Source organism: Streptomyces sp. NBC_01233, assembly GCF_035989305.1.
Taxonomy (GTDB): Bacteria; Actinomycetota; Actinomycetes; order Streptomycetales; family Streptomycetaceae; genus Streptomyces.
The window spans coordinates 8370477-8383350 of the sequence record NZ_CP108514.1; the positions used below are offsets into that span (position 1 = coordinate 8370477).

Consider the following 12874-nt stretch of genomic DNA (forward strand, 5'->3'; position numbering starts at 1 on the left):
GCCGGACGCGTGCACCGAGGGGGCGAGCCGTGAAGTGGCCATGGAAAGCGACAGTGGGGGCGAATGCCGGAGCCGAGGCCGAGGCGGGGGCGCCGAAGAGTGGGTCCCTCGACGCGGCGACGGGCCCTGCGCCGCCGGTGGACGCGGCCGCTGAGGCAGCCGCTGCCGCCGGGCGGGCAGCGCGCGAGCGGGTGGCCGAACGGTGGGGCCGCAGCGGGGCCGAGTGGCAGCAGTGGCTGGCCCGTTCCCCCGCAGGGGTCGACCTGCTGCACTGGTGGTTCGACGAAGCCGATCTGACCGCTCTGGTCGGAGAGCGCCGGTACGTGGAACGGCTGGCCGAGTTGCTGTCGAAGGCGGCGCCGCGCGACGTCGCGGCGATGGGGCTCGGCTGCAACCGGGATGTCGAGCGGGCCTGTCGCTTCGCCGAGACCTGCAGTCTGGATCCCGTCGTGCCGCCGGGCGGAAGGATCGCCAGTTACCGCCACGGAGGGGTGCCCGGGGCGTGCAACGGTTTCATCGACTGCTGGACCCGGCACGAGATCGACGTGACCTTCACCGCCGGCGACCGCCACCGCTCGGTGCTCCTGTTCCGCGACGGTCCGAGCGAGGCGCGGCTGTGGGTGGACGGAGTGCGTGTGGGGGAGGGCGAGGGGCTGGACAAGGGCGGCCTCTGGGTGGAGGAACGCTTCTTCGTCATCCGCGTAGAGGGTCCGGACGACCATCCTCAGCAGGGGCTCGGCCACATCGGCGCCCAGCTCTACGCCATCGTCTCGCTCCTGGTCCACGACGCGGAGCGGCACACCACGCGCGTCTTCGTCCCGGACCACACCGAGAACTGGACCGAGCCCGTCCTGCGCGTGCGCAACGGCACGGGCTACGTGTACGCGACCCCGGAGGCCGGCGCGGCGGACCCGCCGGACCGGGAGTTCCCCATCGATCCCGCCCCGGCCGGCTGAGGCCCGGAGGCCGGGTCAGGCCGCGGGCGAGCCGACCCGCTCGCGGGTCAGAAGCCGGCGGATCTCGCGGACCGCGGCGCCGCCCGCGCGGTTGGCGCCGATGGTCGACGCCGACGGGCCGTAGCCGACCAGGTGGATCCGCTCGTCGCGCACGGCCCTGGTGCCCTCGACCCGGATGCCGCCGCCCGGCTCGCGCAGGTGCAGCGGGGCCAGGTGGTCGACGGCCGCGCGGAACCCGGTGGCCCACAGGATGACGTCCGCGTCCACGCGGCTCCCGTCCGCCCAGACGGCGCCCGTGGCGGTGATCCGGTCGAAGACGGGCCGGCGGTCCAGGACCCCCGAGGCCAGACCGGCCCGGACGGCCTCGTTCAGCGGGAGCCCGGTCACGCTGACCACGCTCTGCGGCGGCAGTCCCCGGCGGACACGCTCGTCCACCAGGGCCACCGCGGCCCGGCCCTCGGCCTCCCCGAAACCGCCGTCGCGGAAGACCGGGGGCCGCCGGGTCGCCCAGGTGGTCTCCGCCGCCACGTCGGGGATCTCCAGCAGGTGCTGCACCGCCGATGTGCCGCCGCCCACGACGATCACCCGGGCCCCGGCGAACTCCCGCGGTCCGGGATAGTCCGCCGTGTGCAGCTGGCGGCCGCGGAAGGTCTCCTGGCCCGGGTAGCGCGGCAGGAACGGGCGGTCCCAGGTTCCCGTGGCGTTGATCAGGGCCCGGGCAGACCAGACGCCCGCCGAGGTCTCGACGCGCAGCCGGCCGTCGTTCCCCTCGCGCACGGCCGAGACGTCCACGGGACGCCTTACGCGCAGGTCGAAGCGGTCCTCGTAGGAGGCGAAGTACTCCCCGATCACCTCGGACGAGGGTCGCAGGGGGTCGGCGCCCGTCAGCTCCATGCCGGGCAGGGCGTGCATCCCGTGGACCCTGCCGTAGGTGAGCGAGGGCCAGCGGTACTGCCAGGCCCCGCCGGGTCGCGGCGCGTGGTCCAGGACCACGTGGTCGAGCCCCGCCCGCGCCAGGTGGTAGGCGCTGGACAGGCCCGCCTGCCCGGCGCCGACGACCACCACGTCCACCGCCACGTCCCTGTCCCCGCTCGAACCCCGCGTCATATCGTTCACGGTTCTACTAACTCGCGAGGGTTGTGGGATCTTCCCCCCAGGCCGGGCCTACGGCGCCAACGGCCCGCGCGCGGCCAGTTCCGGGGCCACCCCCTCGCCGAACCGGTAGGCCTCTTCCAGGTGCGGATAGCCCGACAGGACGACGTTCTCGATCCCGGGCACGTGGTACTCCTCGACCCGGTCCGGTCCGGTCCGCGACGTCGCCGTGGCTTGCGGCCAGCGCCGTGCCCGCCCCGCCGCGGACCAGTCCGACCCCCGCCCAGAGGTTCGGCGAGATCTCCGGCTCGTCCCGCGAACCGCCGTGCAGGGCGAGCATCCGCTGCCGGCTCACCGGCCCCGGGTGATCCGCTGCCAGGCGGCAACCTGGACCGGCCGTCTCCGATATCGGGACACAGGTGCTCGTGTCCCTCAGACTCCGCCCGGGCCGGGGCCGGTTCGGCGCAGCGTCGCCAGGACCGGTCCGACCGGCTGCAGGGTGAGGCCCGGGAACACCCCGGCCCGTACGCTCCCGCTGTCCAAGTGGAACCGCTGTCCGAGCACGGCCAGTACGAGCGCGGCCTCCACCAGCGCGAACCGCGCTCCCAGGCAGGCCCGCGGGCCTCCGCCGAAGGGGAACCAGGCGTGTTCGGCCGCCGGATGCGGAGCATCCGCGTCCCACCGCTCGGGGCGGAACGCCTCCGGGTCCGGGAACCACCGCTCGTCCCGGTGCATCGACCAGGGGCTGGTCCACACCGCCGTCCCCGCCGGCACCGCCCGCCCGCCGATGCTCGCGCCCTCCGCGGCCACCGCCGAGATCAGCCAGATCGGCGGATAGATCCGCAGCGCCTCCTTGACCACCTGGCGGGTCCACGGCAGCCGCGCGTAGTCGTCGTACGTCGGCAGGCGCCCGCCGAGTACCCGGTCCAGCTCCTCCGTCAGCCGGGCCCGCGCGTCGGGGGCGCCCGCCAGCAGCTGCCAGGCCCAGGTCAAGGTGGTCGAAGTGGTCTCGTGGCCGCCGATGTAGAGGGTGATCGACTCGTCCCGCAGCTCCTTGCGGGAGAGCGGACCGCCGTCCTCGTCGCGGGCCGCGAGCAGCCGGCTCAGCAGGTCGTCCCGCTCCGCGCCGGCCGCCGAGGCCGTCTCGTGCTCCCGAATGACGTGCTCGATCTCCCGGTCGAGGACCGCCACCGCCTCCCGCATCCGGCGCCGCCCGGGAGTGCGCACCCACGGCGGCAGGAACAGCGTCAGCCCCCGGAACTCCGCGCCCAGCTCCCGCTGCGCCGTGGCCATCGCCGCGCTGATGGGCGCCTCCCGGCCGGCCGCGTCGCTCCCGAACAGCGTGCGCACCGCGATCCGCTGGGTGAGCCCGGCCATCTCCCGGTGCACGTCGATCCGTTCGCCCCCGCGCCAGCCGCCGGCCAGCGCGTCCGCGCACTCCACCATCGTGGCGGCGTACGAGCGCACCTGGCGCGGCCGCACGGCGGGCTGGACCAGTGCCCGCTTGCGCCGCCAGTCGTCCCCGGTGGCGACGACCACCCCGTCGCCCAGCAACTGGTGGAAGGCCCAGCCCAGTTCCATCGGCTTGAAGGTGGACTCGACGGCGCCGAGCAGTTCAGCGGCGTGCTCGGGCCGGGAGACCAGCACGTTGCGCTGTGGGCCGAGGGCCCAGGGCACCCAGTCGCCGTACTCGTCGCGCAGGGACTCGAAGAAGGCCAGGGGATCGCGGGCGAAGGCGGGCAGGTTCCCGAGCAGGGGCCACCGGCGGGGTCCGCCGTTGCGGGTGCCCGGGGGCAGGGTCGCGGTCACGCAGGCATGGTGACAGCAGCCCCCGCAGGGCACCAGAGTCCGGACCGCGCCGTTCACGCGTCCCGTCCCCGTTTGCGCGGCCCGGTGATCCGCGCCGGGCTGTCGGGCCCGTCGGGCTGTCAGGCCGTCCGGCGCGCCGTCAGCCAGTCGTGCGCCGCGTCCGCGGTGAACTCCGGCTGCCCGCCCGGGAAGAGGAGTCCGGCCGTGGCGAAGGCCGGGTCGTCCGCGATGTCCGCCGCGTACGGGATCACCATGCAGCCCATGCCCGCGGCGTGGGCGGCCTGCGCCCCCGGCGCCGCGTCCTCGACGACCACGCAGTCGGCGGGCCGCGCGCCCAGCCGGCGGGCCGCCTCCAGGAACACGTCCGGAGCGGGCTTGCCGTGCGCGACCTCCTCGGCGGAGACGACCGTGGTCAGCACCGCGTCCAGCCCGGTGCCCGCCAGGACGGCGTCGATCGCCTCGCGCGAGGAACCGGAGGCGACCGCCATCGGCACCCCTTCGGCGTACAGCCGCTCGACGAACTTCCGCATCTGCGGGAACACCTCGGTCCGGGTGCGGGCCAGGTCCAGGTAGGCGGCGTTCTGCTCGGCGAGCAGCTGCTCGACCGGCGCCTGCATGCCGTACCGGTCCTTGAGGATCTCCAGCGTCTCCAGGGTGCCGATGCCGATGAAACGGGAGTGCTGTTCCCACGTGAAATCGGGGACTCCGTGCCGCTCCAAGGTGCGGCGCCCGGATTCGTAGTAGTTCGGCTCGCTGTCCACGAGGGTGCCGTCGAGATCGAATATGACGGAAATCATCCGCTGTGCCCGTCCTGCCGGTTCTGTCCTGTCTCGATCATCCTGTCAGGTCTTGCGGGCGTTCCTCCCCACCGATTCGACCAGCGGCAGCAACCGGTGCGGGACCCGCTCGCGCAGGGCCACCTCCGTCCGCGTGCGGACCACGCCGGGGAGCTGGATCAACTGCTGGATCACGTCCTCCAAGTGCCCGTTGTCGCGGGCCGCCACGCGGGTCAGCAGGTCCCCGCCGCCGGTGATCGAGAAGGCCTCGATGATCTCCGGTACGGCTGCCAGCGCATCACCCACGTCGTCCAGATGCCCCTGGGTGACCTCGATGTGGACGAAGGCCAGCACCGGGTGGCCCAGCGCGGCGGGGGAGAGCACCGGACCGGTCCCCGTGATCACGCCCGTGCGCTCCAGCCGGTCCAGCCGCGCCTGCAGGGTGCCGCGCGCGACGCCGAGGATCCGGGCGTACTCGCGGACGCTGGTGCGCGGCTGCTCGATCAGCAGACGCAGGATTCGGGTGTCGAGCTCGTCCACCGCCATGCCGCGACTGTACCAATGGCCCAGTTCAACGCGATCGTTCCCGGCCGGTACCGGACCCGGTGTGCAGCCAGGGCTGTCCCAGGTAGGCCAGGCCGACCGCCAGCACCGTCACGGCGGCCGGCAGCAGCAGCCACCCCACCGTCCACTCGGCCCGCACCAGCAGCGCCCCGAGGAAACCACCGGCGAACATCGCCAGCACGGTCAGGCCGCGCAGCTCCCAGCGGCTCCTCCCCGATCCGAAGACGTTCCCCTGACCTATGGCGGAGCCGCCCAGGAAGGCGGTCATGGACCGGGTGACCAGTGTCGTCGGCACGCCGGGCACGTTCGCCCGCATGATCGTGGCGTTGCGCATCCCCATCGCCAGCGCCAGGGCCGCCGTCACCGCCATGTGCCGGGCCGTCGGAACCCCGTAGCGCGGCGCCAGACCCCATCCCAGGGCCGCGGCGAGGAGGATCAGCCCGGACTCGGCGAGCAGGCCGATCACGAACCAGCGCCGCCCGCGCCCCTCCGCCACGGACTCCAGGTGGGCCCCGCAGACCGCGCCGACGGCGAATGCGGCCAGGGACACCGCCGATACCAGCGCCGGCAGGTTCCCCGCCCGCGCGGCGCCGAAGGACAGGAACAGCACGTTGCCGGTCTGCATCGCCGTGAACACCGGCCCGAGCGCGAGCAGGCTCACCGCTTCGATCAGCCCCGTCACCACCGTCAGTACGATCAGCAGCGCGGGCATCCGCGGCCGGCCCCGCCGCACACCCGCCGGGCCCCCGCTCTCCCCGCTCGCCCGGCTTTCGTCCATGACGCCCGACAGTGACACGCCCGCCCGGATCCCCCCGCGCCGACATGCCGGAAGGCATAGGGTCCGAAGGGTGAGCGACCTGGTGCTGGTGAGGCACGGAGAGACATCCTGGAGCGCTGACGGACGGCACACCGGACGCACCGACGTTCCGCTGAACGCGCGCGGGGCCGAGGAGGCCATCTCGCTGGCCCCCTACTTCCAGGACCGGCACCCGGCCCTGGTGCTGACGAGCCCGTTGCACCGGGCCGTCGCCACGGCCGAACTGGCCGGACTCGCAGGCGGGGTCACCGACCCCGACCTGTACGAGTGGGACTACGGCGGCTACGAGGGCATCACCACCCAGGAGATCCGGCGGACCACCCCGGACTGGTCCCTGTGGATCGACGGCGTCCCGCCCGGCGGCCCGGCGCACCCCGGCGAGAGCGCCGCCCAGGTGGGCGCCCGCGCGGACCGCGCCCTCGCCCGGGTCGCCCCCGTGCTCCGCGCGGACGGCGGCAACGCGGTGCTCGTCGCCCACGGCCACTTCCTGCGCGTCCTCACCGCCCGCTACCTGGGCCTGGAGCCCGCGGAGGGCCGGCTGTTCGTGCTGCGCACCGGCACCGTCAGCGTGCTCTCCACCGAACACGGGCTTCCGGTGATCGCGGGCTGGAACGTCCGCCCCTGACCGGTCCGTCCCGCCTCGCGCGCCGGTGCCCGGTGCGTGACCATTCGTACATGGGTCAGGACGGTACGGATCTCGTGCACGAACCGGGCGACGGGGGAGCGGGGCTCAAGGCCAACGCGATCGGATTCCTCGACGCGCTCGTCATCGGCCTGAACTCCACCTCGCCCGCCTACTCCCTGGCCGCCGTGCTCGGCCCGATCGTGGCCCTGGTCGGGATCTACGCGCCGGGCGTGATGCTGGCCTCCTTCGTGCCGATGCTGCTCATCGCCGCCGCCTTCTACTACCTGAACAAGGTGGACCAGGACTGCGGGACGACCTTCTCGTGGGTCACCCGGGCCATGGGCCCCTGGGCGGGCTGGCTCGGCGGCTGGGCCATCGCCATGACGGGCGTACTGGTCATCGGCTCGCTCGCGGACGTCGCCGTCAATTTCGGCCTGCTGGCCTTCGGACTCGACGACTGGGCCGCCAACGCCTGGATCCGGCAGTCCCTCACCGTCGCCGTGATCCTGGCCATGACCGCGATCTGCGTCATCGGCACCGAGCTCTCGGCCCACCTCCAGGACATCCTCATCCTCGCCCAGGTCTTCTTCCTGCTGGCCTTCGCGGTGGTCGCCATCTACCGGATCTACGCCGGCACCAGCACCCTCGAGGAGATCGAGCCGTCCATCACCTGGCTCAACCCCTTCGGCGCCGGCGGCGCCGCCCTCACCGGCGGACTGCTGCTCGGCGTGTTCATGTACTGGGGCTGGGAGTCCGCGGTCAACCTCACCGAGGAGGTGGAGAACTCCGCCACCGCGCCCGGCAAGGCCGGGATCTGGTCGACGGTCATCCTCCTGGTCACCTACCTGTCCGTGTGCTTCGCGGTCGTCGGCTACGCGGGCACCACCTTCCTCGCCGAGAACGCGGCCGAGGAGGAGGCCATCTTCGCCGTGCTCGCCCACGAGGTCATGGGCGGCTGGGACTGGGTGGTGCTCCTCGCCGTCTGCACCTCCGCGCTCGCCTCCACGCAGACCACAATCATCCCGGCCTCCCGCACCGCGCTGTCGATGGCCCGCCGGCACGCGTTGCCACCGCCGCTGGCACACATCCACCCGAGGTTCCGGACCCCGGACGTGAGCACGTGGTGGGTGGCCGGCATCGCCATCGGCTGGTACCTCGTCGTCAACCAGATCAGCGAGAACGCGCTCCTGGACTCCCTCACCGCGCTCTCCCTGCTGATCGCCTTCTACTACGCGCTCACCGGCCTGGCCTGCGCCGTCTACTACCGCCGCCACCTGCGCGAGAGCGTGCACAACCTCCTGCTCATCGGAGTCGGCCCGGTGGTCGGCGCCGCCCTGCTGATCTGGCTCCTGGTGGAGTCGATCGGCGACATGTCCGACCCGGAGAACTCGGCCAGCGGCGTCTCCTGGTTCGGACTCGGCCCGCCGCTGGTCATCGGCATCGCGATCGCCGTCGTCGGTGTGCTCGTCATGTGCTTCTGGCGGGTACGGGACGGCAGGTTCTGGCAGGAGCGGCGGGGCGTGGTCGACCCGGCCCTCGTCCACACCGGGAAGCGCTGAGGAGTCCCGATGTCCGTGGTCCTCGGATACGACGAGTCGCCCGGCGCCGAACGGGCCCTGCACGTCGCGCTGGAGGTGGCCACCGCCTTCGGCGAGCCCCTCGTCCTCGTCTACGGAGCGGCCGCCCCGGGAGCCACCGGCGAGGAGTACCGCGCCCACCGGGAGGCCGTCCGCCAGGCGGGCCGCAGCGCCCTCGCCCACGCCGTCGAGGAGGCCGACGCCGCCGGAGTGCCCTCGACGGTCGAAGTGGTCGACGAGAAGCCGGCCCAGGCCCTGCTGGACGCCGCCGAACGCCACCACGCCCGCGTCATCATCGTCGGTAGCTGGGGCGACAGCCCGATCCGCGGCGCCCTGCTCGGCTCCACCCCGCACAAGCTCCTGCACCTGTCACCGGTGCCCGTCCTGTGCGTGCCGACGGAAGGCGGCCCGGCGCAGTGACCGCGGGCGGCGCCCCGCCGCCCGGAAAAGCCGGTCCGTTGGCCTCCTGACGGCCGACAATCCCCGCCGGTATCTGGGCCAATGGTCCAGTACTCAGGGGCCCGCTTGAGCCATTGCCCCTGCGGATGCTTATCTGTGGTGTATCCATGTACTTGCGGCGCCGCGCAGCGCCGGACGGCAACGAGGCCGGTTCCGGAGCGCGGCGCCTTCGCCGTGCCCGTCCGCCGCCCACCACCCCCGGGCGGCGCCGGCCCGGCGCGCACCACACGAGGGGGGCGGCACACCGCCGTGAAGAGGATGTTCGTGGCTCCGGATCCGGGGCGTATGAGACTCAGGAACGCGGCCCGCGCGGTGATCGGCGTCGCCGCCGCCGTCGCCCTGGCCGAGCTGTGCGGTCTCTCCCTGAGCGCCTCCATCACCGGGGGACTGGCGGCGCTCCTCGCCCTCTTCACCGTCACGGACGCGACCGTGCGCCGCCAGGCCGTCACCACCACCCTGCTGCCGGCCGCCGGATTCCCGGTCCTCGCCCTCGCCACCGCCCTGCACGGGCTGACCCCCGCCCGCGACGCGGCCTTCGTCCTCGTCGTCTTCTGCGGGGTCTACGCCCGCCGCTGGGGCCCGCGCGGACACGCGCTCGGGATCTTCGCGTTCATGAACTTCTTCATCACGCAGTTCCTGCACGCCGTCCCCGCCCAGCTCCCGGAGCTGTTCGCCGCCGTGGCCCTGGCCCTGGTCGCCTCCGGCGCCGTACGGTTCCTGCTCTGGCCCATCGAGCGGCGCACCCCGCCGCCCGCCGCCCCCGCGCCGCTGCCCGGAGGCGGCCTGGCCCGGCCCACCACCCGCCAGGCCTTCCAGGCCACCGCCGCCTGCGCCGTCGCGCTCGCCATCGGTCAGGTGCTCTCCGAGGACCGCTGGTACTGGGCCGTCGGCACCGCCTGGTGGATCTTCGTCAACACCGCCTCGCGCGGCGAGACGCTGGTCCGGGGCTTCCGCCGGGTGCTCGGCACCGTCATCGGCGTGGCCGCGGGCGTGCTGATCGCCATCCCGCTGAACGGCGCGCCCGCACCCACCGCCGTCCTGGTCGCCGGCTGCGTCTTCGCGATCTTCTACACGGCCGCGGTCTCCTACAGCTGGATGATCCTGGCCGTCACGCTCATGGCGGGGCTGCTCTACGGTCTGCTCGGCGTGCTGGACCCCGGCCTGCTCGTGCTGCGCCTGGAGGAGACGGCCGTCGGCGCGGTGTGCGCCGCGCTGGCCGTGGTGCTCGTACTGCCGGTCACCACCCACGCGACGAACGACGCCTGGATCCAGCGCGCCCTGCACTGCGTGCACGCGGCAACGGCCCAGGCCGCCGCCCGCCTCGCCGGCTCCGAGACCGCCGATCCGGCACCCCACGCCGCCGAACTGGAGACGCTGCTGGCCCGGGTCCGGATGGCGCTCGCGCCGCTGGTCCACCCGCTCAGCCCGTTCCGCGCGCGCAAGGCCCGCGCCGGCCAGGTCATCGCGCTGCTGGACGACTGCGCCCGCGAGGTGCGCGGGCTGGTGGCCGTGGCCGCCGACCCGGACGCGAGCCACGACGCCCGTCTCGCCGCGGCCTGCTGGCGCGTCGAGGCGGCGGTGGAGGCGCTGACGGCCGAGGAGCGGGGCGCGAGCCAGCCCGACACGGCGCGCGACATCGTCGCGCACACCGTCGGCTCCGAGCCCGCGCTGGCTCATCTCCAGGGCCTGGAGCGGGCGCTGGTCGAGCTCGCCGCCCCGCTGGGCACCGACCCGCGGGCGCCGTTCGTCGTCAGCGCCTGACCAGCCCCTCCGGGGACTGCGCCAGGCCGGCCGGCAGCAGGCCGGCGGAGTGCACCACCCCGAGGGCCTGGGTGGCCCGGGTCAGCGCCACGTACAGGTCACTCGGCTGGAACTCGGCCGGCTCCACCACGATCACCGTGTCGAACTCCAGCCCCTTGGCCTGGCGCGGATCCAGCAGGACGACCTCCCGGGTCAGATCCGGCTCCGCGCCCTCCCGTACCCCCGGCAGGACGGCGGCCAGCGCCGCGTGCCGCGTCCGTGGCGCGATCACCGCGAGCCGCCCCTCCGCCGGCCGTTCCCGCTCCACGGCCTCCGCCACCGCCCGCGCCGCGTCCCCGGCCTCGCGCACCCACGGCCGCACCCCGGTCGCCCGTACCGAACGCGGCGGTTCGAAGCCGGGATCGCGCTCCCGCAGCACGGCCGCCGCCACCTCCATGATCTCGGCCGGCGTTCGGTAGTTGACCCGTAGCCGGACCAGCTCCCAGCGCTCGCCCACGTACGGGGAGAGGATCCGCTCCCAGGAGCCGCAGCCCGCCTCGTCGGCCGTCTGCGCGGGATCGCCGACCAGCGTCATCGACCGGGTGGGGCAGCGCCGCATCAGCAGCCGTCACGCCATCTCCGACAGCTCCTGCGCCTCGTCCACGATCACGTGCCCGAAGGCCCAGGTCCGGTCGGCCGCGGCCCGCTCGGCGGCGCTGCGGTGGTCGGCCTCCTCCTGGCGCTCGGCCATCCGCTCGGCGTCGATGATGTCGTGGGCCGAGAGGAACTCGTTCTCCTCGTCCTCGAACTCGTACGACTGCGAGCCCTCGGACAGCTCCAGTACCCCCTGCGCGTACGCGATGCGCTGCTGCCGCTCCCGTTCCTCGGCGGCGCGCCGGGCGCTGTCGTCCTCCCCGAGCAGCTCGGCCGCCTCGTCCAGGAGCGGCACGTCCGCCGGCGTCCAGTCCGGCCGCGCCGAGGGCGCGCGCCGGATCAGCCCGGCCTCGTGCGCGGGCAGGTGCGTGGGGTCCGCCAGGAAGTCCGCGACCAGCTGCTCGGGGGTGAGGGAGGGCCACAGCGAGTCGATCGCCGCGTGCACGGCGGGGCTCATCGCGATCTCCTTGCCGAGCTGGGCGACGTCGTCCGAGCCGAGCAGGTTCGGACCGCCGTACGGATCGGCGCCCAGCCGGTCGGCGAGCTGCGCGGTGAGCGCGTCGATGATCCGGAAGGCGAAGGCGGGGCGCGCCTGGTTGTGGGGCAGGCCCGTCGCCCGGGCCCGGTCCCGGGCCTCGTACGCCATCGTGCGGTCCAGCAGCAGGGTCCCGTAGTCGTCGTGGTCGATCTCCAGCGCGGGCTCGGGGACCGTGTCGTACTCCTCCCCGGTGCCCGCCGGCACGGCCTCCGGCACGGCCTCCGGCACGGCCTCCGGCACGGCCTCCGGCACGGCCTCCGGCAGGCCCTGGCGGTCCGCCACGACCCGGGCGAGGACCTCCGCCATCGCGGCCCGGCCCTTCACCGCGGCGGCCCCGGGGCGGTCGGCGCCGGTGGCGTGCACGCCGGGGAAGAGCTCACCGGGGGTGGCGAGCAGTACGCCCGTCTCGCCGAGGGCAGGGAGCACCTCGCCGATGTAGCCGAGGAAGGCCGGTCCCGGCCCGACGATCAGCACCCCGCGCTTGGCGAGCAGTTCCCGGTGGGCGTACAGGAGGTACGCGGCGCGGTGCAGCGCGACCGCGGTCTTCCCGGTGCCGGGACCGCCCTCCACGACCAGCACCCCGCGGTGCGGGGAGCGGATGATCCGGTCCTGCTCGGCCTGGATGGTGCGCACGATGTCGTGCATGCGGCCGGTCCGGGCGGCGTCGAGCGCGGCGAGCAGTACGGCGTCCGCGTCGGCGCCCTCGTGCCCCGTGCGCTCCGCGTCGGTCAGGTCGAGGATCTCGTCGTGCAGGGCGGTGACCTCGCGCCCCCGGCTGCTGATGTGCCGCCGGCGGCGCAGCCCCATGGGGGTGTGGCCGGTGGCGAGGTAGAACGGCCGGGCCACCTCCGCGCGCCAGTCCAGGACCAGCGGGGTGCGTTCCGCGTCGTCCGCGCGGATTCCGATCCGGCCGATGTGGTGGTCACGGCCGTCGGAGAACTCCAGACGGCCGAAACAGAGGCCGTTCTCGCCCGCATTCAGCGCGGAAAGCAGGCCGGACTGCTCGGCGACCACGACATCGCGCTCCAGGCGCGCCTGAAACCCGCTCCCGACGTCGCGCAATGCCCCTTCGACCGCATGTTCGGCCTGGTCGCGCAGGTCGTCGAGGCGCCGATAGAGACCGGTGACGAATTGCTGCTCTTTACGGAATTCCTCGGTTGACAATTGCACTCCCACCGCGGTACAGTGTCCTCGTAAGGTTCTTTGTGGCTTCATTTTCTGCGAAGTCATGAACCAACAAATATACTCTCCTGCATCCCTCGGCACC

At 73.7% G+C, this 12874-nt stretch carries 10 protein-coding genes and 2 pseudogenes; 5 read left to right on the plus strand and 7 right to left on the minus strand.

Annotated features, from left to right (window positions below; genetic code table 11):
* The first annotated feature begins 53 nt into the window (after positions 1-53).
* Positions 54-956 carry a hypothetical protein gene (locus OG332_RS39040; protein ID WP_327417873.1) on the plus strand — a complete coding sequence of 301 codons (903 nt, stop codon included), beginning with the start codon at positions 54-56 and terminating at the stop codon, positions 954-956.
* 15 nt (positions 957-971) lie between these two features.
* Here the strand turns inward: OG332_RS39040 and OG332_RS39045 are convergent, their stop codons facing one another.
* The 6 genes and pseudogenes from OG332_RS39045 to OG332_RS39070 form a co-directional block, all read right to left on the minus strand.
* Positions 972-2063 (minus strand): FAD-dependent oxidoreductase, encoded by a 1092-nt coding sequence (locus OG332_RS39045; protein ID WP_327417874.1) that lies wholly within the window; start codon positions 2061-2063, stop codon positions 972-974.
* A 57-nt stretch (positions 2064-2120) separates the two neighbouring features.
* A pseudogene (locus OG332_RS39050) lies at positions 2121-2403 on the minus strand (alkanesulfonate monooxygenase); the annotation flags it as partial.
* Between the two features lie 77 nt (positions 2404-2480).
* Positions 2481-3857 carry a cytochrome P450 gene (locus tag OG332_RS39055; protein ID WP_327417875.1) on the minus strand — a complete coding sequence of 459 codons (1377 nt, stop codon included), beginning with the start codon at positions 3855-3857 and terminating at the stop codon, positions 2481-2483.
* A 119-nt stretch (positions 3858-3976) separates the two neighbouring features.
* Complete coding sequence (locus tag OG332_RS39060) at positions 3977-4654, minus strand: HAD family hydrolase (protein WP_327417876.1); 678 nt, start codon at positions 4652-4654, stop codon at positions 3977-3979.
* A 45-nt stretch (positions 4655-4699) separates the two neighbouring features.
* Complete coding sequence (locus OG332_RS39065; protein ID WP_327417877.1) at positions 4700-5179, minus strand: Lrp/AsnC family transcriptional regulator; 480 nt, start codon at positions 5177-5179, stop codon at positions 4700-4702.
* Positions 5180-5204: 25 nt separating this feature from the next.
* A complete protein-coding gene (locus OG332_RS39070) occupies positions 5205-5975 on the minus strand; it encodes a YoaK family protein (RefSeq protein WP_327417878.1) in 771 nt (256 codons plus the stop codon).
* 70 nt (positions 5976-6045) lie between these two features.
* Here OG332_RS39070 and OG332_RS39075 point away from each other — a divergent pair, with 70 nt between their 5' ends.
* From OG332_RS39075 to OG332_RS39090, 4 genes are all read left to right on the plus strand, one after another.
* The gene (locus OG332_RS39075) at positions 6046-6639 is read left to right on the plus strand and encodes a histidine phosphatase family protein (protein WP_327417879.1); all 594 of its coding nucleotides are present in this window, start codon (positions 6046-6048) and stop codon (positions 6637-6639) included.
* A 50-nt stretch (positions 6640-6689) separates the two neighbouring features.
* Positions 6690-8198 (plus strand): APC family permease, encoded by a 1509-nt coding sequence (locus tag OG332_RS39080; protein WP_327417880.1) that lies wholly within the window; start codon positions 6690-6692, stop codon positions 8196-8198.
* 9 nt (positions 8199-8207) lie between these two features.
* A complete protein-coding gene (locus tag OG332_RS39085; RefSeq protein WP_327417881.1) occupies positions 8208-8636 on the plus strand; it encodes a universal stress protein in 429 nt (142 codons plus the stop codon).
* A 297-nt stretch (positions 8637-8933) separates the two neighbouring features.
* The gene (locus OG332_RS39090; RefSeq protein WP_327417882.1) at positions 8934-10436 is read left to right on the plus strand and encodes an FUSC family protein; all 1503 of its coding nucleotides are present in this window, start codon (positions 8934-8936) and stop codon (positions 10434-10436) included.
* On the opposite strand, the pseudogene OG332_RS39095 reads toward OG332_RS39090, so the two are convergent.
* A pseudogene (locus OG332_RS39095) lies at positions 10426-12822 on the minus strand (HelD family protein). The gene OG332_RS39090 and the pseudogene OG332_RS39095 sit on opposite strands and share 11 nt — an antisense overlap.
* Positions 12823-12874 lie beyond the last annotated feature (52 nt).